Origin of the sequence: Paenibacillus sp. CF095, from assembly GCF_900101225.1 — a bacterium.
Classification (GTDB): domain Bacteria; phylum Bacillota; class Bacilli; order Paenibacillales; family Paenibacillaceae; genus Paenibacillus.
Genome location: NZ_FMZN01000001.1, coordinates 3,889,341 through 3,908,995, shown reverse-complemented (window position 1 = coordinate 3,908,995; position 19,655 = coordinate 3,889,341). Strand labels below are relative to the sequence as shown.

Here is a 19,655-nt window from a genome sequence, read left to right as displayed (position 1 = left end):
TCGCTATGGCGCAAGTTGCACTTCGCAAAGTATTCAGAGGAAACGGCTTAATGAGTGCCATATTTCAGACAAGTGGAACCAATCTGCTGGTCATGACACTGACGATGTTGTCTTCCATTTTGACGTCACGCATGTTCGGGGTAGAGGGAAAGGGCGCATTCTCGGCCATTCTATTCTGGCCTGCGCTCTTAACCGGATTGGTCGGATTCGGACTACCAACTTCTATCATTTATAACATCAAACAGAGCGCAACCGAGAAGAGTGCACAGTATGTTCGGTTAAGCTTTCTTTTTCAAGTTCCGGTGTGCATCATCATTGGTATTGTGGCCTGGTTTGGATTACCTTTCTGGCTCTCCAGCTTTCCGCCGGAGGTCGTGCAGATATCCAGATGGTATACGATTGCTACTGTTCCTGTACTTATTGTCATCAATCTCATATCAGCACTCTCGCAGAGTCGGGAGAAATTCGCTGTATATAATGGTATCCGGTTAATGATCCCCCTGTTTAATGTAGGCGGGCTTTTTGTGTTATGGGGCCTGGGCATGCTGAGCATTCAGCTCGCGGCTGCGATCTATTTTGTAACCAGCTTCTCCGTGGTGGCGTGGGCTATCTATGCCAACCGTAATGAATTGAGACTGAGATGGTTCAAGGATCGGGTGGACCAGAGTTCGGCGAAAAAGCTTTTTGGTTATGGCAGCAAGGTGTATGGTGTTGAATTGTTAGGAACGTTGTATACCCAGTTTGATAAAATCATTATTTTGGCTTTGCTCACCCCGCGTGACTTTGGACTGTATTCCGTCGTATTTGCGTTATCCCGAATCTATAACGCAGTTCAGACGGCGATTAGCAATGTTGTTTTCCCAAAAGTGACCGGATTGCCCCAAGAGCAGATTATTCGAACAGTTGGCAGAGCCTTCCGCATCTCGCTCATGGTCATGATGATCATTGTAATACCCACCATGTTTGTGGGGAACTACCTGATGGGTCTTCTGTTTGGCTCCGAATTTTTGGAGGCGAGCGTAGCATTTTATATTTTGGCTGTGGAATGCATTATTGGTGGTGGCTCCTGGATTCTGGCATCCGCGTTTAATGCACTTGGTCGGCCTGGACTTGTGATGATCAGACAGCTCATTGCACTCTCGGTGACGGTGGCTTTGTTCTTTGTATTCACCCCGCTGTGGGGGCTCAACGGAATTGCGATTGCCTTATTGATCGGGTCCATTGTGCGAATGGTGGTTACTGTGGCCGCGATGAAGATTGTATTTAAGGTGAAGTTTGCCGCCATGTTCTATGACAAGGAAGATATACCGTTTCTCTATGAACGGTTAAACAAAAAAAGAAGAAGAGTCACCCAAGGAGGAGATGGAGATGCTGGGCACTAACAATATTCATCCAATGGAAGAGTTGAAGGGACATTTACGTCAGATTTTGAAGGTCATTCCACCGCGTACCGAAATCTATTATTTGGATTACCCGGTGCATAGCAATGGTGGCGACTTGTTGATTATGAAAGGTACTGAGGCTTTCTTCCGGGACAATGATATTCAAGTACGTGCCAGATACAGCATTCTGGATTGCCCTTTGTCCCTCAAGGTTCCGGAAGGTATAACGATCGTGTTGCACGGGGGAGGTAACTTTGGTGATCTGTACCCTGCCCATCAGAAATTGAGAGAACGAATGATTGCACAACATCCGAATCACCGGATTGTCATTCTGCCACAGACGATGTTTTACAAGAGTGATATTGAATTGAAAAAGACAGCCCAAGTATTCAATCGTCATAAGGATGTGCACTTTTTTGTCCGGGACACCTTATCTTATGAGATAGCCAGTAAAGAATTTCAACAAACCAATGTGTACCTTTCTCCGGATATGGCGCATCAGTTGTGGCCTCTTAAGTCCAAGAGCAAGCCTAGTGCAGAGATGTTGTATTTCTTCCGTAAAGACATTGAGAAAACTCAGAATCAGGTGCATTACGAATCCGTCAGTGGACCCAAGGCCACGTTTAAAGACTGGGAGACATTGTACAACCGGGTAGACCGGAAGATCATTCGCATGATTACATCCCGGTTAAAGTCAGGGAAAGGCAGCTCTTTTGCCCGCTGGTTGTGGTACAAATACTCTGATCGGATGGTACATACGGCCATTAAGGAATTCAATCAATACCAGACCATCACGACATCCCGTCTGCATGGACATATTCTGGCCTGTCTCCTGGATCAACCGAACATCCTGCTGGATAATTCATACGGCAAGAACTCGAATTATTATGCAGCTTGGACCAAGAGCAATCCGGCAGGCAGACTGGAATCCAATCAGACCAGCACATATAACAAGCCAACCGAGACCAGCAAGGGAGCGAGTACGGTTGTGCTGTCGGATGGTGCAGCGCTATGAGAAGTATTCTGTTATCCGGCGGTTCTGGCAAGCGTCTCTGGCCGTTATCCAACGATTCCAGATCCAAGCAATTTCTTAAAGTACTCCATGGGCCTGGGGGGAATCCGGAATCCATGGTACAGCGGGTATGGCGACAGCTGAATCATGCCGGACTTGCATCAAAGGCGCTTATCGCAACCAGTTTGCCACAGGTCGAGATTCTGACTTCTCAGTTGGGAGACGATGTCAGACTGGTCGTGGAGCCTGAGCGCAGAGATACGTTTCCAGCCATTGCACTCGCAGCTTCCTATCTGTATTCCGTAGAGAGTGTGAGTTTGAATGAGACAATTGCAGTGTTGCCTGTAGATCCCTTTGTTGAAAAAGAATTCTTCGAAGTGCTGGCAACCTTGCCGGAGATGCTCGATAAGTCAGGTGCCGATCTGGCCTTAATGGGAGTTGTGCCGACCTATCCGTCAGAGAAGTACGGATACATCATTCCGCAATCCCTTTCTTCCAGTGAAAATAACAATGAATACGTGAATGTAGCGAAGTTCCAGGAGAAACCCTGCGAATCCGATGCGGTCCTTATGATGGAGCAGGCCGCATTATGGAATTGCGGGGTTTTTGCTTTTAAGCTGGGTTATTTGATCAATCTGCTGATTGAGATGGAACTGCCGATCCAGTATGACGAAATGCTGAAGCAATACGGAAGATTGAACAAGATCAGTTTTGATTACCAGGTTGTCGAGAAGGCAAATCAGATTATCGCTATTCCGTATAACGGCTTCTGGAAAGATCTAGGCACGTGGAACACACTCACGGAAGAGATGGGAAGCTCGGTTGTAGGAAAAGGGTGGATTACGGGAGATTCCCTGAATACCCACCTGGTCAATGAATTGAACATTCCGGTTGCCATATTGGGGTTGTCGGATGTGGTGGTCGCCGTGAGTCCGGATGGCATTCTGGTCAGTGACAAAGAAGCCAGCCCACGGATCAAGGAAATCTTGAAGAACGAGGATCAACGCCCCATGTATGAGGAGCGTAGGTGGGGTTGCTACCGGGTTCTGGATTACACAAAAAACGAAGCTGGCGGCGAGGTTCTCACCAAACGAATCTGCATCAGTGCCGGGAAAAACCTGAGTTATCAATACCATTTGCTTCGCAATGAGGTATGGACGGTTGTATCGGGAACAGGGGAATTGATTCTGGATGGGCAGAGCCGAATGATCGGGCAAGGAGATACGGTGATCATTGACCGGAGTATGCTTCATTCCGTCAGAGCCGTTACGGAACTGGAGATCATTGAAGTACAGATCGGCAGCCAGCTGATTGAGGAAGATATCGTTAGAGTGTCTACCAAATGGCAGGACATTGTTCAGACATATGTGAAGCACGCGTAACCAACACATTAGAACATGGGGGAGATTATGGAATGAATATTACGGTGATTGGCACAGGGTATGTGGGTTTGGTATCGGGCGTATGTTTTTCGGAACTGGGAAATAACGTGATCTGTGTCGACAACAATGTGGAAAAAGTGAATATGTTAACGGACGGTCATGTTCCGATCTATGAACCGGGTCTGAAGGATATCATGAATGCCAATATGAAAGCAGGAAGGCTGTCCTTCACCACCAACATTCAGGATGCTATTAGTCGTTCGGATATCATCATTATCGCGGTGGGTACGCCATCCCTGCCTAATGGCGAAGCAAATCTGAGTTTTATTGAGCTTGTCGCGCGAGAAATAGGTTCTTATATGGATAATTATAAAATAATAATGACTAAAAGCACTGTTCCTGTCGGAACCAACGATCGTATTCAGGAATGGATCAGCAGTTTGACGAATCATCCATTCGACATGGCATCGGTACCGGAGTTCCTGCGAGAAGGTACCGCTGTACAGGATACGCTCTATCCTGACCGGATAGTCATTGGGACACATAGTGAGCGGGCAGTCGCCACGTTGAAAGAGCTGCATCAGCCATTAACCGATCAGATTATTGTTACGGATATTCGCTCGGCCGAAATGATTAAATATGCATCCAACGCTTTCCTGGCAACCAAGATCTCATTTATCAACGAAATCTCTAACATCTGTGAAAAAGTAGGAGCAGATGTCAGCCGCGTTGCCGAAGGCATGGGCTATGACAGACGAATCGGTGCCTCCTTTCTCAAGGCAGGCATTGGTTACGGAGGTTCCTGTTTCCCTAAGGATACACAGGCTCTGATTCAAATTGCAGGTAATGTGGATTATGACTTCAAACTGCTGAAGTCCGTGGTGGAAGTGAACAAAGATCAACGCTTCAACGTCATTCGTAAACTGGAAGATGCACTAGGCTCACTCGAAGGGAAGGAGATTGCCATCTGGGGGCTCGCTTTCAAACCGGATACCGATGATGTTCGTGATGCTCCGGCGATTGAGATCATTCAACGTTTGCTTGAGCAGGGAGCAGTGATTCGGGCATATGACCCCATCGCTACCGAGAACTTCCGCAAAGAGGTGGATTCCCCATCCATTACATGGGAAGAGCGGGCCATGAAAGCGGCGGAAGGTGCTGATGCACTCTGTGTTCTGACGGAATGGAAAGAGTTCATGGAGGTTAATCTGACTGATTTGGCAGCGCATATGAATCAACCCATCCTGATTGATGGAAGAAACATCTACGGAGAAGATCAGATTAAAGATACGTCCTTCCAATACTACTCCGTTGGTCGTCCAGGTCTAACCAATATTGATGGAAGAAAAACGGCAGTCATCTGACGGAGGCCATAACATGAGACGCGGGATCAAAATAACATTAGGTGCCATTTCCCTTGTTGCAGTTGTCATGATTGGATATTCTGTGTATCTGTATTCGCATGTTAAATCAGCGGCGGATCAAATGTATGAACCCCGGGAACCCATCAAGCAGGTATCTATTGTAGACCAGCGGGGTGGGGGAGATTTCCCTGTGGACATGGAGAATGAAGAACCTTTTAATGCTTTGATTCTGGGTGTGGATGAACGTTCCAATGATCGGGGGCGCTCCGACACCATGATTGTATTAAGTGTTAATCCTGCAAAAAAATCCGTACTTATGTTTAACATCCCCCGAGATACCAGAACGAATATTGTTGGTCACGGCACGGAGGATAAGATCAACCATGCCTATGCTTTTGGGGGCGTTAACATGTCTGTGCAAACGGTGGAACAATTGCTTGACGTTCCCATACATTACTACATGAAAGTGAATATGGAGGGCTTTGCACAAGTCATCGACATGGTGGGTGGAGTAAATGTGAATAACCCGTTTGCATTTGACTATGAGGGTTACCGGTTCGAGCAAGGGAATATTCATCTGGATGGTGAAGCTGCTTTGGGATTTTCGCGGATGCGTTATGATGATCCGAAGGGAGATCTCGGGCGGAATGACCGTCAGCGGGAGATCATCAAACAAGTGCTGAAGAATACGGTCCAGGTATCCAACATGTTGCAACTGGAGACGTTGCTGGACGAAGTCAGTGCTCACGTCAGAACCGACGTTACCTTTGATGAGATGAAGCAGATGTTCTCCAAATATCGTTCGGTACTGGATCATATTGAATCCGTTGAGATTAAAGGCACGGGCAAAAAAATAGACGGAGTGTATTATTATATCGTGGATCAGTCGGAACGAGACAGGATACATCAGATGATTGAAGAACATACAAAATGATCGGATAGGGCGGTGAACCAGATGCGTATCTCCAGGCTAATGAAATTGTCCCTGATTGTGCTCCTAATGTATATGCTCATGATACCGGCAAGTACAAATTATGTTCAATCAGCTCAAAACTATCAATGGAAGAATATACCTATTGGTGGTGGGGGGTACGTTACGGGGGTGGTCATTCATCCGACTGAGCCTGATCTGGTTTACGCTCGAACTGACGTTGGAGGAGCTTACCGTCTGGATGTAACCTCAGGAGATTGGGTTCCACTACTGGATCATTTTGGAGATGAGGACAGCAATCTGTACGGCGTAGATGGAATTGCGCTGGATCAGCAAAACCCCAATGTCGTGTATATCGCTGCTGGGAAGTACGGTAACGTGGGGCCGAGTGATATTCTGAAATCCACAGATCGGGGAGAAACCTGGATTCGAACCGGACTTAATCTTCGGAATGAATCGAATGGAAATATCCATCGAGCCATGGGAGAGAGCATCGCGGTTAATCCCACGAACTCCAATTACCTGCACGTGGGTACACGATATGATGGATTGTACACTTCCAGTGATGGTGCAGCCACGTGGAGTAAGGTATGGGATGTACCTAGTGGGCTGTCCGGTGAGGGAATTCGAAGTGTAGCTTATGGATTGAATCCCGTGACGAAGCAAGGTCAAGTTGTGTATGCGGGGGTTCGCGGCATTGGTGTGTATAGCAAAGCACCAAGAAGCAATGGGCAGACCACTTGGCAACTTACCGGGAGAAGTCCCGAATATCCTGCACGTATGACTGTGGCGAAGAACGGGACGTTGTATGTGACAACGGATAATCAGGGCGTTTACAAGTTCAATGGTGTGCAGTGGACGAATATAACACCCAGCACTAGTTACTCATCTTATTATGGAATCACGATTGATCCCAATAATGATAATCACATCCTGGCAGCCGTTCGAACAGGTGGAGATAATCTGCCACTGTATCGTTCCGTTAATGGCGGACAGAGTTGGACAACAGTGAGCAAAACGTTGGTATCCAAACCGTCATGGTGGACACCCAACATGTTTTTCTCAGCGACATCCAGTATCAAGTTTGATCCGCATAATCCGGGCACCGTATACGCTACAGACTGGTTTGGCGTGTACAAGACGGAAAATATCAATGGTACCAATGGATTGACTGGCAGTACTGCGAGTACTTGGGAAGCTATTACCGATGGTCATGAAGAAGTCGTCGCACTCACGGCATCCACACCACCTCAGGGTGTTTCATTCTTTAGTGGTTTAACGGATCAAGTCGGATTTAGACATGCAAATGTAACCGATGTTCCTCTTAATAAAATCCCGCTCTCAGGTATGCGAGAAATTGTAAGTATTGACTATCACGAGGCAAATCCGAATTATATGATATTTCTGGGAAGCAGTGACTGGTATGGTACGACCACACGCTTATTTGTCTCTTCCAATAACGGAGTTACAGTAACCCCGGTAAACGTTCCGGCAGGCTCTACACTGGGGCGGGTGGCCTATTCAGCCATTAATCCAAATGTAATTGTTTATTACCCCCAGACCGGTAATCCGGTCAGAAGCACGAATCGTGGCGCAACATGGCAAAATATGAATGGTGCCCCATTTCAGGCCATTGGGGGGAATATGGTCTTTGCCTATAATCATCCACTGGCTGCGGATCGCATCAATGGATATAAATTTTATATGTATGCTGCTGGTTATCTGTATCGGTCTACGGATGCAGGAGCCAACTGGTCCAAAGCGAATGCGGTTCGCCTTCCTATTAATACGGATATCAATACAAGCTTCATTAAAGTCGAGGCTGCACCTGGCGTGGCGAATAATGTATGGGTGAGTCTGGGAACCGATGGATTATATGCATCAACGAACTCGGGAAATACATTTTCCAAGATCCAGGGTGTGCAGAATTCCAAATTATTTGCCTTTGGTAAAGCGAAGCCAGGTAATTTAGTTCCAGCTGTCTATGTATATGGCACCGTAAATAACGTGAATGGATTCTTCCGTTCCGATGATATGGGGGCAACCTGGAACAATATAGGTCCTTTAGGTACTGGAATCGGGCTGGGCAATGAACCGCAAATTATGGCAGCAGACCGTCAAATCTATGGTCAGGTATATGTAGGTACAAATGGCAGAGGCATGTATGTTGGATCAATAGAATAACGAGTGAGATATGAAAGTGGTGAAGATTAAAATGATGGAGGAGGGCTCCGGGCGCACGAGACAAAAGCATGTACGAAGAACGTACGGATTTCTCATTGCTCTGCTGTTGATTGTGATTTGGATTCTGGTCATCTGGTCCATGTCCACGCAATCCTCTCAACAGCAAGACATTCAGCCGTGGCTTCATAAATGGTCTCAAAAATTGCACATCGGTTTTACACTTCCTGATGTGCAATTCACTTATGGGGAGTATGAGTATTCGCTGAAGCAGCGGCCGTATGATTTTGCAGAGTTCGTCTTTCGCAAGAGTGCGCACTTATTTGTATACGCTGTGCTCGCCGTGCTTGTGTATGGCGGGCTGCGGTACAGAAGAACATCCCTTATGACCAGTATCGTTTATGCTCTGGCTGTGGTGTTTGTTATAGCCTCCATTGATGAGTATATTCAGCAGTTCAGCCCGGACCGGACAAGCTCGATACGTGATGTGGGAGTAGACTTGCTCGGCGGCGGCTGTGGGATTGCCATATATGCAGGACTTCAGTCCATTATCCGAAGGATTAGAAAGGGAAAGCGTACTTCCATTCACAGTGAGTGATTTCCCAGGAAATTAGATGTATCGTTCAACTTCTACTTGTCTGCCATCCATCATAAGTATGGAGTAGGACAAGGAGGACTGGACATGCTGCGAAGAAGGAACCGGAATGCTTTGCTCAAAAAGATCGGCTTCATCGCGATCATTGTATTATTGCTGTGGTTGATTGCCAGAACCATTCCGTATTTGTTTCAGGCAGATACATCGGATGAAGCTGCTGCTGTTGCCGAAGAGTTTTACAAATATGAGCAGACGGGTGACTTCGGCAGTTCATGGGAACTCTTTCATCCCCTGATGAAAGAGCGGTTTCCCAAGAGTGCTTACGTACAGAACAGAGCACATATATTTATGCAGCACTTTGGCGTGGAAACGTTTGAGTTGGAGATGGAAAAGCCGGAGCGTGAGTTCGATGTAACCGTGATTGATGGCATTAAGCCATTTTCTGAAGCCTACAGAATTCGGGTCACCCAGAAGTACTCAGGTACCTTTGGCCAATTCGATATTGTGCAGACCTGTTATCTGGTAGAGGATGGCGATGAGTGGACCTTACTCTGGTATTATCCAAATCAGAAAAATGAGGATACCTCGCAGGTCGGGAATAGTGATTGATCAGGCATCACATCGTGGGCATCGTTGTGAAAGAGACTGGAACTCCGATATGATGATATTAACCCATACATTGAACCGGATTGTATCATTTACCTAACATCAGGCTCCAAAAATGCGAGACTTTTGTCGCATTTTTGGAGCTTTTTTTGTGTTTTGCTTGTTTTTATGGCTGTAAAGCCTTGACATTAGTCCCGGTGTCAAGTAAATTACGAGATAGATACAAAATGTATCAATTTTCAGCGTCTAACGACAAATAACAAGGACTTCTAAGCTCCTTGTGAGGGGAAGGAATATCATTGATCGAAACGGGCCGCTTTTACTGTGTCAGTTGTGGGATGATTGTGTCGGTCGCTAGAAGCTCTGTCGAAATGAAGGAAGAGGGCAATGGAGGCAATCACGTATTTCGCACCGGATTCTACCGGAGTGAAATGCCGCTTGGATGCTGTGAAGCGTGTGTAGTTGAAGCGAAACGTCAGGGGAAATCCCAGTTTGCGGGACAATATACTAAAGATTATGATACACTATGTGCATATGAGAAACGGGCATGAGGTATGTGCTCGTCCATGAAGGAGGGGATTGAATGCAGCAGGAGCCGGTCGTCCGGATTCAGGGCGTCAGCAAAATCATATCCTCCCGATCATTGGTCAGCGACCTGACTCTGGATATTTCTCCGGGGCAGGTTTTTGGTTTTTTAGGACCTAATGGCGCGGGGAAAACAACAACGATTCGGATGATGGTTGGACTGATGTCCATCAGTAAAGGTGACATTTTGATCTCGGGACACAGTGTGAAGAATGAATTTGAGAAGGCGGTAGCCCAGGTAGGAGCTATTGTAGAAAATCCGGAAATGTACAAGTTTCTGACCGGGTACCAGAATCTCGTTCACTTTGCCCGCATGTCGCCGGGAGTCACGAAAGAACGTATTGCGGAAACGATTGAACGTGTGGGGCTTACGGCCCGTATTCACGATAAGGTCAAAACCTATTCACTGGGCATGCGCCAGCGTCTGGGTGTCGCGCAAGCGATATTACATAAACCGAAGCTGCTTGTACTGGATGAGCCAACCAATGGACTGGACCCGCAGGGCATACGGGAACTGAGAGACTATTTGCGTGAGCTCACTCAAGAGGAAGGCATTACGGTCTTCGTCTCAAGCCATTTGCTGTCGGAGATGGAACTGATGTGTGATACGGTGGCTATTATCCAGAACGGCAAGTTAATCGATGTAAGAAACCTTCGAGCTGAAACGGGTGCGGATGCATTAATTGAAGTTGCTTTTGAAGTGAATGATGCAGAACGCGCTGCGGATCTGATTCAGGGTGCTGTCGTACAGGGCAATGTCCTGGTGGCACGGGTGTCTCGTGAGCAGATTCCAGATATCAATGCCAAGCTGGTTAGCGAAGGGTTTCAAGTATACGGTATTCGTAACGTGACTCACACCCTGGAAGAACAATTCTTGCAAGTCACTGGGGGTGGAGGCATTGGGTAGTTTTGGTAATCTGATATTGAATGAAAATATGAAAATATTCCGTCGTCCCCGTACCTGGATCATGTTAGCCATTCTGGTACTGATCTCGCTGTTAATGCCAGTTTTACTGCGAGAAGGAATGGGGTCGGCTGGTGTTCCATTCTGGGAAGCGGCTGTAACAACTGTGCAAATTGTATTCTTTCTGAATACGATCTTCTGTGTTGTGATTGCAGCGGAAGCGGTAGCTGGAGAATTTACTTGGGGAACAATCAAACTGCTGCTTATTCGTCCATGGTCTCGAAGCAAAATTCTAGCTTCCAAATACCTCACCGTGATCATCTTCAGTATTTTGAGTACTCTGGTTGTCATTGTAATGGCAACAGGTATGTCCTATCTACTGTTCTCGCATGATGGTCCTTCGGGAAGTGGTAATGCTCTGACGTTATGGGGATATTTGTATGTTGATCTGTTCATTACACTTGCGATTGCCTTTATGGTGTCCTCCGTATTTCGTTCAGGTGCACTTGCGATTGGATTATCCCTGTTCATTATGTTCTCACAGAGTATCTTCTCACTCATATTCAATCCGGTCCGTTATGAATGGGCCAAGTATGTTCTGTTCAACAACATGGATCTTAGCAAATACATGACCTCCGGGGCGGATTTTGCGCTAATGGGTGGTCCGAGTGCAGGAATGACACTGGGATTCTCCATTGCAGTTCTGGCGGTGTATTACGTTATTTTCATGGTGATTTCCTGGGTTGTATTCAGCAAAAGAGATGTGGCAGGCTAACGCCTGCTTCTTTTTTTTGCTCCAATGCTGTTTTGGAAAGAAAAAAGGGTATATTCAACATCGCCTGTGGCATGACTGTCATTTAAGGGTACTTAGTATCATAAGTAAATGACTAGATATACATATGAACGCCGCAGTCACTTTGGCAGAGCAGCGCATGGAGGGATCACGTTTCTTGATAAATAACAAGTTCTACCGCATATGCACAGCGATTATTCTGCTGCTGCTCATCGTGTATTTGGGGGATAAAGTGAACTTTATTTTCAGCCCCCTGACCTCACTGATTCACATCATCATCATCCCGCTGCTGATTGCCGGTTTCTTCTATTATCTGCTGCGCCCGCTTGTCGATTATATGGAAAGGCATAAGATCAAACGTGCATTGTCAGTTCTGATTATTTATGTCGTAATTGCATTAATACTTGCAGGTTTTAGTGTGCTTGTATGGCCTTCCCTGCGTGAACAATTAATGAATTTTGTGGAGAATGCTCCAGCGTTGGTTACTTCACTCAGCGATCAGTTGAATGCACTTGAAAAGAGCAATGTTGTATCCAGATACCTGCCTGATGATTCCAATCTATTCTCACGATTATCCGATGTTCTGAGCCAAGGGATCACTCAGGCAACCAATTATGTCTCCGGGTTATTCTCCGTGGTATCCAATCTGGTTATTATTCTGGCAACGTTCCCGATCATGTTGTATTACATGCTCAAGGAAGGCAGCAAGTTTGGAACGAATCTAACCTTATTGTTGCCAAGACATTATCGGAAGGATGGGGAAGAAACCGTCCATGAGATCGATGAAGCACTAAGTAACTATATTGTTGGGCGGGTTATTGTTAATGTAGCCCTAGGGATTCTGATGTACATCGGTTTTCTAATCTTAGGTTTGCCTTACGCTTTGCTGCTGACTGTTGTATCCATTATTCTAAACTTCATCCCTTATGTGGGTGCTTTGCTGGCAGCTATTCCGGTTGTCATTGTTGCGTTTATCGAATCACCTTCGATGGCGATCTGGTCACTGGTCATCATTGTAATCGCACAGCAAATTCAGGATAATCTGATCTCACCTTACGTCTATGGCAAACAGCTCGATATTCATCCACTGACTACCGTTATCCTTTTGCTCGTGGGTGCTGACCTGGGAAATATCTTGGGTATGATCATCGTGATTCCGCTGTATATGATTCTGAAAATTATAGTTCGCAAAATCCATTATCGGATTGTCGAAGATAAGACTGAACTTTAAATGGAATCTGAAATACCACTCTGTCATGTGCCACTACTAATGTTTGTTATTGAATCACATCGATAAGCTCATAGGATAAGCCGCATATCCATGGTGAAGGGTCAGGTAAGTTTGCCCTCGCGATGGATATGCGGCTTTATTTTTATTTTCATTTTTATTGCTCACTCATGTTATAGCTGTTATACTTGATATATAACAGATAACAAAAAGAAGGTGAACCCTTGATTATTCAACTGGATATGCAATCCGAACTTCCCATCTATTCGCAACTTGTTTATCAAATTATTGAAGGCATTGCTAGTGGTGAGTTACAGCTAGGTGAGGCGTTACCTTCGGTTCGGAATTTAGCCGCAGATATTGGTGTTAACCTTCACACCGTCAACAAGGCTTATACACTACTCAAGCAAGATGGATACATTCTGGTTCATAGGCAAAAGGGAGTCGTAGTGAACCCTGATGGAATGCCTGGTTTAACGGATGATTTTTTGAAAAAGCAGCAAAGAGAATTAAGACCGATTATTGCCGAAGCGATCTGTCGCGGAATGACCAAAGAGGAACTATCTGCGGTGTTAGACCAAATGTATGATGATGTGAAGATGGGTCACAACAAAGAATAAAGGAATCGAGGGGGTGTGTTATGTATGCAACTATTTAGTATATTACCTATCATTTTAATCTTTGCTCCATTAGCCGTATTTCTATCTTTTGCACCTTATGTGACAAGGGAAACAATCAGCTTTGGGGTTACGGTAAGTGAGTATAATTACTACACACCCATCTTGCGTAAGCTGCGGAGTACGTTTGCTACCGTAAGTCTGATCGGAAACGGGATGATTATACTTGTCTGTCTGTATGTACTCCCATCTGCTAATGAAAAGTCTACGGCAATGATCACCGGTGTTTGCACAGTGCTGTTTATTGTATACTGGGCAGCACTACACATCTTATTTCATTTCAAGATGAAAAAGATAAAAGGAACACTTACAACTGTAGACGCACCTCAACGGGTTAAAATCGATACCACCTTCCGTCAAAATAAACTCACCTATTCCAACTATTGGTTTCTCATTCACATTGCTATTATTGTAGCCATTGGAATCATTTCAATCCTGAATTATAAGGCACTCCCTAACGTCATTCCAATGAAATATGATCTTCAGGGCCATGTCATTTCCAGTGCGCCTAAAACCTACCTCTCGGTACTGGCTATTAATCTTGTGCAGCTAGGCATCATTGCACTTATGATGTTGGTGAACTGGAGTATCAAAACAAGCAAACAACAGCTTACCGCGTCTAATCCTGCCCAATTTGCTGCTGAAAATATTCAATTCCGCCGTAAATGGTCCCTATTTACGATCATAACGGGGTTGCTTCTTACCATTTTATTTGCCTTCATTCAGATGAATATGTTCGTCCCGAATCTCGTCTTGTTAAAAGGTATTATCTTCATTACCCCTGTGCTGATCTTGTTAGGCGCGGTAGGGCTATCTCTCACAGGCAGACAAGGCGGTGGGAAAATTCGGAACCATCAAGAGGATCGTGAACGATCCAAGGAGCAGCCTGTGAATGACGATGAACATTGGAAGCTTGGTTTTATTTACTTCAATGCCAATGATCCTTCTTTTACCGTAGAAAAGCGTTATGGAATAGGCTGGACGATTAACTTCGCTCGTCCACTATCTTGGGTCCTGTTGGTATTCATCATTGCTATTGTTGTTATAAGCAGAGTTCTGAGCCAATAAATGCTCATAGATCTATGCATAACATAAAAACTGATTAGGAGGAGTTATTACAATGAACAATTGGAAAAAGCTATTACTTTCTCTTACTTTCGTAGGTCTCATTCTTCCGGTGACATCCATCTCAGAAGCTGCTGAAAAATCCGCTGGTAGTGAAAATCTTGTTCCTGTTCGTGAGATTGCAGAAAAGAATGGGGCAGAGGTATCTTGGCAACAAAAGACAGGAGAAATCACAATACGAAAAAGTGAGCTTACTATTGTAGTTAAGGTAGGAGAGAAACAGGCGATGGTGAATGGGCAAGCCATATCCTTAGACAATCCTGTTCAGTTAACGAAAGGAGTTACCTATATGGATGGGACATTTCTTACCGAGACGCTGAAGGCAGAACCTGAGGATATATTCATTTCCCTTATTAGTGAGGGCGATGGCAAGGAGGCAGCCAAGTATGTTCATACCTCTGTGAGTGGAGTGTTGTCACCCACGTTGTTGAGCCAGCTGTGGGGAGCTTTAGAAGGACAAAATGGCAAAATTACAAGTGAAGCCATAGCTAAGCATGTAGAAAATAATACAGTGCATCGCAATGTTACCTATACGTTCAAAACAGAGCTGACTCGTTTAAATATTACGGTCAGAATGAATCATAACGGACTTGTGGATGATTTGCATATTGCCGCCGCTACGCCAGATATGTATCAAAAACCAAGCTACGACGACCCATCTGCCTATACAGAACAAGACATTACGGTTGGTCAGGGTGATTTAGCTTTGCCAGGGACATTAACTTTGCCCAAGGGAGAGGGACCTTTCCCGGTTGTCATTCTGGTACACGGATCCGGGCCTAGCAATCAAGATGCTGCCATTGGTGGTGCAAAGCCGTTTCGCGATCTTGCGGTAGGTTTGGCTTCACAAGGAGTTGCTGTATTAAGATACGATAAGGTTACGTATGAGCATACCTATAAGGTGGCTTCACAGCCTAAATTCACATTAAAACAAGAGAGCGTAGATCAGGTAAACGATGCAGTGGAATTGCTTAAAAAGAATGCACATATTGATTCTACAGCGATTTTTGTAGCTGGACATAGTCAAGGCGGGTTTGCAATGCCGTTAATTATTGCTGAGGATAAACAACATGATATTGCAGGAAGTATTCTGCTTGCTGCACCAAGTAGTAGCTTTGTGGATGTGCTTACCGAGCAGCAGGACGAATTGGTAGAGCGGATGAAGCAGCTTGGTTTAGACACGGATGTCATTCAAGGGCAAGCTGATTTTTATAAAAATGTGGCTGCGATGGTTAAAGATCCAAAATATTCTGTAGATCATCTTCCTGAGGCGTTTCCACTTCAACCTGCTTATTGGTGGTTTGAGCAGAGAGATTATGTACCTGCGGAACTGGCTAAATCACAAAATACACCTATGCTTGTTATACAAGGCGAAAACGATGTGCAAGTGTCTATGAATCAATTCCAAACCTGGAAATCGTCTCTGCAAGGTCATTCCAATGTAACGTACAATAGCTATCCAAAGGTAAATCATCTGTTATCCAGCTATGATGGACTTTCAATCGGTCAAGAGTACGCTGAGCCATCTAATGTCTCCAAAGCCATTATCGATGATATTGCGAAGTGGGTATTAAAATCAAACTAAAACGGGAGTTCCAATCTTGGTTGAGTGATAACAATGGGAAGTGACACATGGGGCGAGATATAAAAAGAGGAACACTTACCAATATAGGCAAGTGTTCCTCTTTTTATTTATAAATTTGCTTTATTTAGACCAATTGGACTCTTTCTCGTCTTCATCGGTATAATCAGACATGGTCAGTGGTTCCTTGGGAACAACGGCCACTTTGTAGAACCGATTCTTGTCTTTTTCCAGCAAAACAAAGATTAGATTCTCGAACTCATATTCTTCCTGTTCGTTCATCTCGGGACGATGGCTGTAGAGCCATCCACCAATGGTGTCCCACTCATCTGCATCCAGGCTGGACATAAACATGTCGTTCACCTTTGATAAGGAAACCTTACCGTCCATAATGACATAGTTCTCATTGATGACTTGAATATCTTCCACTTCGTCTGCGTCGAACTCGTCGCGGATCTCACCAACAATCTGCTCAAGCACATCCTCAATGGTTACAATTCCGGAAGTTCCTCCATATTCGTCGACAAGTACGGCGATATGGACGCCATCCTTCTGCATTTTCTTGAGCAAGTCCTTCACAGGAGTTGTTTCGTGAACAGCCGATACAGGCTGAATCAGGGAGGATAGATCAACAGGTTCATCGTTTCCGTAAAGTTCCAGGAAGAATTGTTTCGTATTAATGATACCGATGATATCGTCTTTACTCTCATTCACTACTGGAAAACGTGTATATTGTTCTTCACGAATGATCTCCAGGTTTTCCTCGTTTGTTCTATTCACATAAAGGCAGACCATATCGGTCCGGGGTACCATAATTTCTTTGGCTAACATCTCATCAAAAGCAAAGATCCGGCTTACATAACCGAATTCAGCTTGGTTGATTTTACCACTTTCAAAGCTTTCATTAATGATGATCTGCAACTCTTCTTCGGAGTGTGCATCTTCATGTTCAGAAGCAGGTTTGATTCCGAACAGTTTCACCAGTTGGTTCGCTGAGCCGTTTAACAGCCAGATAAAAGGATACATAATTCGGTTAAACCAGATGATAGGTGTAGACGTCAGCAGTGCAACAGTCTCGGCTTTCCGGATTGCAATCGTTTTTGGAGCGAGTTCACCAACCACAACATGCAGATACGTGATGGAAGCAAACGCGATTACAAACGATAAGAATGAAGAAACCGCCTCAGGAATTTGCATGCTTTCGAACACAGGGTGGAGAATTTTCTCTACCGTTGGTTCACCCAGCCAGCCCAGTCCCAGAGATGTAATCGTGATTCCAAGCTGGCAGGCGGACAAATAGCCATCCAGATTGGCAACGGCTTGTTTAACAGCCAGCGCACGCTTGTTTCCTTCTGCAATCATTTGGTCGATCCGGCTCGGTCTAACCCGTACCAGAGCGAATTCCACTGCGACAAAAAACGCCGAAAGTCCTATCAAAATCGCAACCAATACTAAATTTAACGCATACCTCTCACTGTCCATTCACTACTGTTCTCCTTTAAGTAATAAGTTTTTAACGATTATTATATCTAATTTTACGTAAGAAGACCACCTCCAGACAAAGAAATGAGGAAGAGTCTGGAAGGTGGAATGAGCAGATTGGCGTCACAATGCGAATCTGTTCCATCATTAAACTGATATGTAGAAGGTAACACAGTCAGAATATACAATGAACAAAGTAGAAATTTGAATTTCCAGAATGAAGTATTCCGTCTGCTTATGTAAAGTTTTATCTAAGCAAACGTTACGAATAGGGGGTACATTGGGTATCTATGATTAGCTGTATACAGAATCGTCAAAGCTGTGTAGGTGAGAGAAGGGCAAGGTCATGAAGCTTGCCACTTGAGGAGGAAGCCGAATGTTCTGGCTGGTCATTATATTACTCGTATTTATTTTCCAGGCAGCCACAATTCTTTTGTTGGAATTTCGTAATCCGGCTAAAGCTGTGGCTTGGCTGTTTATTTTGTTCTGTGTGCCTTTGATCGGTTTTGTAGTGTACTATTTCGTGGCGCAGGATTATAACAAACGAAAAAAACTCCGCAAGGGTGGATCGCGCATCTTCCGTGAAATGAAGGAAACGATCTGGGAACAAGCCCACATCATTGGAGATGTCGAACAGATGCCTGGCGATCGTTTCAGTCACCAGCATCGATTGTTTAACCTGTTATCCCATCTGTCGGAGAGCCCGATTACAGGTTGTAACCACAGTACGGTGCTCACAAATGGTGAAGAGGCGTTTGCGGCAATGCTGAGGGAAATGGAAAAAGCAAAGCACCATCTGCATGTGGAATTTTACATTTTCCGTGATGATGTCATCAGTACGAAGTTTCAGGATGTCATGATTCGCAAGGCACAGGAGGGCGTGAAGGTTCGGTTTATTTGTGACGGTCTCGGCAGTCACAAGATGAGCTGGAGTTTTATCCGCAAACTGCAGGATGCAGGTGTGGAGTTTCATTATTTTCTACCGCCACTGATTGCCACGATTGACCGAAGAGTCAACTACCGGAATCACCGTAAAATTGTTGTTGTGGATGGACAGGTTGGTTTCGTGGGTGGCATCAATGTAGGCGATGATTACCTTGGACAATATCCGGAGGTGGGTTTCTGGCGGGATACACATGTACAGATTGAGGGAGATGCCGTATATTTCCTGCAAAGTACGTTCCTGAACGACTGGAAATTGGCTTCCGGTGAGCGAATTACCGAACCCCAGCTTGCGGAATTATTTCCACCCCACATCTGTAGCGGGGGAGAACGAATTCAGATTCTGGCCAGTGGGCCGGATCAGGACTGGGATGCCATTCAGGAAATGTGTTTTGGGGCCATTTCGGTAGCTTGTGACCGGATTTACATTACCACACCTTATTTTATTCCTGATCCTGCCCTGTATGAGGCACTCAAAACAGCTGCTGTCAGTGGCGTTGATGTGAAAATTATCATTCCGTATCAATCTGATTCAAAGCTTGTTCATTTGGCATCCCTTTCATATGTAGAGGAACTTCTGCGAGCAGGTGTTGAGTTCTTCCAATATCGCAAAGGTTTTGTACATGCCAAAGTGATGATTGTGGATGAGTTGCTTGCAACGGTAGGCACGGCCAATATGGATATGCGCAGTTTTTTTTGCAATTTTGAGTTAACGGCTGTCCTGTTCGAGTCCTCTCCGATTCGTCGTTTGATCACTGACTTTGAACGTGATCTCGGGGAATGCAGTCAGATCGATGGGGAGGTATTTCAGAAGCGTTCACGACGGCAAAAAGGCGCAGAAATGCTTTCTCGGATGCTTTCTCCGCTTCTTTAGCCGATTTAGG

General features: G+C 45.2%; 17 protein-coding genes. 16 read left to right on the top strand and 1 reads right to left on the bottom strand.

What is annotated here, in order from left to right:
* Positions 1–5 precede the first annotated feature (5 nt).
* The 15 genes from BLS69_RS17345 (at position 6) to BLS69_RS17275 (ending at position 16,350) form a co-directional block, all read left to right on the top strand.
* Positions 6–1,382, top strand: a complete 1,377-nt coding sequence (locus BLS69_RS17345; RefSeq protein ID WP_091033833.1) for a lipopolysaccharide biosynthesis protein — start codon at positions 6–8, stop codon at positions 1,380–1,382.
* The gene (locus BLS69_RS17340; protein ID WP_091033831.1) at positions 1,369–2,397 is read left to right on the top strand and encodes a polysaccharide pyruvyl transferase family protein; all 1,029 of its coding nucleotides are present in this window, start codon (positions 1,369–1,371) and stop codon (positions 2,395–2,397) included. The genes BLS69_RS17345 and BLS69_RS17340 overlap by 14 nt, the downstream gene beginning before the upstream one ends.
* Positions 2,394–3,776 carry a sugar phosphate nucleotidyltransferase gene (locus BLS69_RS17335; protein ID WP_091033828.1) on the top strand — a complete coding sequence of 461 codons (1,383 nt, stop codon included), beginning with the start codon at positions 2,394–2,396 and terminating at the stop codon, positions 3,774–3,776. Before BLS69_RS17340 ends, BLS69_RS17335 begins: the two co-directional genes overlap by 4 nt.
* A 32-nt stretch (positions 3,777–3,808) precedes the next feature.
* Positions 3,809–5,140 carry a UDP-glucose dehydrogenase family protein gene (locus BLS69_RS17330; RefSeq protein WP_091033824.1) on the top strand — a complete coding sequence of 444 codons (1,332 nt, stop codon included), beginning with the start codon at positions 3,809–3,811 and terminating at the stop codon, positions 5,138–5,140.
* Between the two features lie 13 nt (positions 5,141–5,153).
* Positions 5,154–6,074: an LCP family glycopolymer transferase gene (locus tag BLS69_RS17325; protein WP_091033821.1), complete on the top strand. Its 921-nt coding sequence runs from the start codon at positions 5,154–5,156 to the stop codon at positions 6,072–6,074.
* A 21-nt stretch (positions 6,075–6,095) separates the two neighbouring features.
* Entirely contained in the window at positions 6,096–8,255 is a 2,160-nt protein-coding gene (locus BLS69_RS17320; RefSeq protein ID WP_091033819.1) for a WD40/YVTN/BNR-like repeat-containing protein, read from the top strand.
* A 31-nt stretch (positions 8,256–8,286) separates the two neighbouring features.
* On the top strand, positions 8,287–8,850 hold the full coding sequence (locus BLS69_RS17315; RefSeq protein ID WP_176872754.1) for a VanZ family protein: 564 nt from the start codon (positions 8,287–8,289) through the stop codon (positions 8,848–8,850).
* An 84-nt stretch (positions 8,851–8,934) separates the two neighbouring features.
* Positions 8,935–9,456, top strand: coding sequence for a hypothetical protein (locus BLS69_RS17310; RefSeq protein ID WP_091033814.1), 522 nt, complete (start codon positions 8,935–8,937; stop codon positions 9,454–9,456).
* A 296-nt stretch (positions 9,457–9,752) separates the two neighbouring features.
* Positions 9,753–10,004, top strand: coding sequence for a hypothetical protein (locus tag BLS69_RS17305; RefSeq protein WP_143023589.1), 252 nt, complete (start codon positions 9,753–9,755; stop codon positions 10,002–10,004).
* A 32-nt stretch (positions 10,005–10,036) separates the two neighbouring features.
* The gene (locus BLS69_RS17300; protein WP_091033811.1) at positions 10,037–10,945 is read left to right on the top strand and encodes an ABC transporter ATP-binding protein; all 909 of its coding nucleotides are present in this window, start codon (positions 10,037–10,039) and stop codon (positions 10,943–10,945) included.
* The gene (locus BLS69_RS17295) at positions 10,938–11,717 is read left to right on the top strand and encodes an ABC transporter permease (RefSeq protein WP_091033808.1); all 780 of its coding nucleotides are present in this window, start codon (positions 10,938–10,940) and stop codon (positions 11,715–11,717) included. The genes BLS69_RS17300 and BLS69_RS17295 overlap by 8 nt, the downstream gene beginning before the upstream one ends.
* Before the next feature lie 175 nt (positions 11,718–11,892).
* Positions 11,893–12,966 (top strand): AI-2E family transporter, encoded by a 1,074-nt coding sequence (locus tag BLS69_RS17290; RefSeq protein WP_091033806.1) that lies wholly within the window; start codon positions 11,893–11,895, stop codon positions 12,964–12,966.
* A gap of 221 nt (positions 12,967–13,187) precedes the next feature.
* Positions 13,188–13,583 (top strand): GntR family transcriptional regulator, encoded by a 396-nt coding sequence (locus BLS69_RS17285; RefSeq protein ID WP_036611299.1) that lies wholly within the window; start codon positions 13,188–13,190, stop codon positions 13,581–13,583.
* Between the two features lie 24 nt (positions 13,584–13,607).
* Entirely contained in the window at positions 13,608–14,708 is a 1,101-nt protein-coding gene (locus BLS69_RS17280) for a DUF1648 domain-containing protein (protein ID WP_091033803.1), read from the top strand.
* A 52-nt stretch (positions 14,709–14,760) separates the two neighbouring features.
* A complete protein-coding gene (locus BLS69_RS17275) occupies positions 14,761–16,350 on the top strand; it encodes an alpha/beta hydrolase family protein (RefSeq protein WP_091033800.1) in 1,590 nt (529 codons plus the stop codon).
* A 120-nt stretch (positions 16,351–16,470) separates the two neighbouring features.
* Here the strand turns inward: BLS69_RS17275 and BLS69_RS17270 are convergent, their stop codons facing one another.
* Complete coding sequence (locus BLS69_RS17270) at positions 16,471–17,829, bottom strand: hemolysin family protein (protein ID WP_091033797.1); 1,359 nt, start codon at positions 17,827–17,829, stop codon at positions 16,471–16,473.
* A 376-nt stretch (positions 17,830–18,205) separates the two neighbouring features.
* Between BLS69_RS17270 and cls the strand changes: the two genes are divergently transcribed.
* Entirely contained in the window at positions 18,206–19,645 is a 1,440-nt protein-coding gene (gene cls, locus BLS69_RS17265) for a cardiolipin synthase (RefSeq protein ID WP_091033795.1), read from the top strand.
* Positions 19,646–19,655 lie beyond the last annotated feature (10 nt).

Coding starts and splice junctions, on each gene's coding strand:
- BLS69_RS17330 (WP_091033824.1), top strand. CDS start 3,809: ATGAATATTACGGTGATTGGCACAGGGTATGTGGGTTTGGTATCGGGC.
- BLS69_RS17310 (WP_091033814.1), top strand. CDS start 8,935: ATGCTGCGAAGAAGGAACCGGAATGCTTTGCTCAAAAAGATCGGCTTC.
- BLS69_RS17280 (WP_091033803.1), top strand. CDS start 13,608: ATGCAACTATTTAGTATATTACCTATCATTTTAATCTTTGCTCCATTA.
- cls (WP_091033795.1), top strand. CDS start 18,206: ATGTTCTGGCTGGTCATTATATTACTCGTATTTATTTTCCAGGCAGCC.
- BLS69_RS17270 (WP_091033797.1), bottom strand. CDS start 17,829: ATGGACAGTGAGAGGTATGCGTTAAATTTAGTATTGGTTGCGATTTTG.
- BLS69_RS17340 (WP_091033831.1), top strand. CDS start 1,369: ATGCTGGGCACTAACAATATTCATCCAATGGAAGAGTTGAAGGGACAT.
- BLS69_RS17325 (WP_091033821.1), top strand. CDS start 5,154: ATGAGACGCGGGATCAAAATAACATTAGGTGCCATTTCCCTTGTTGCA.
- BLS69_RS17315 (WP_176872754.1), top strand. CDS start 8,287: ATGATGGAGGAGGGCTCCGGGCGCACGAGACAAAAGCATGTACGAAGA.
- BLS69_RS17300 (WP_091033811.1), top strand. CDS start 10,037: ATGCAGCAGGAGCCGGTCGTCCGGATTCAGGGCGTCAGCAAAATCATA.
- BLS69_RS17275 (WP_091033800.1), top strand. CDS start 14,761: ATGAACAATTGGAAAAAGCTATTACTTTCTCTTACTTTCGTAGGTCTC.
- BLS69_RS17335 (WP_091033828.1), top strand. CDS start 2,394: ATGAGAAGTATTCTGTTATCCGGCGGTTCTGGCAAGCGTCTCTGGCCG.
- BLS69_RS17320 (WP_091033819.1), top strand. CDS start 6,096: ATGCGTATCTCCAGGCTAATGAAATTGTCCCTGATTGTGCTCCTAATG.
- BLS69_RS17345 (WP_091033833.1), top strand. CDS start 6: ATGGCGCAAGTTGCACTTCGCAAAGTATTCAGAGGAAACGGCTTAATG.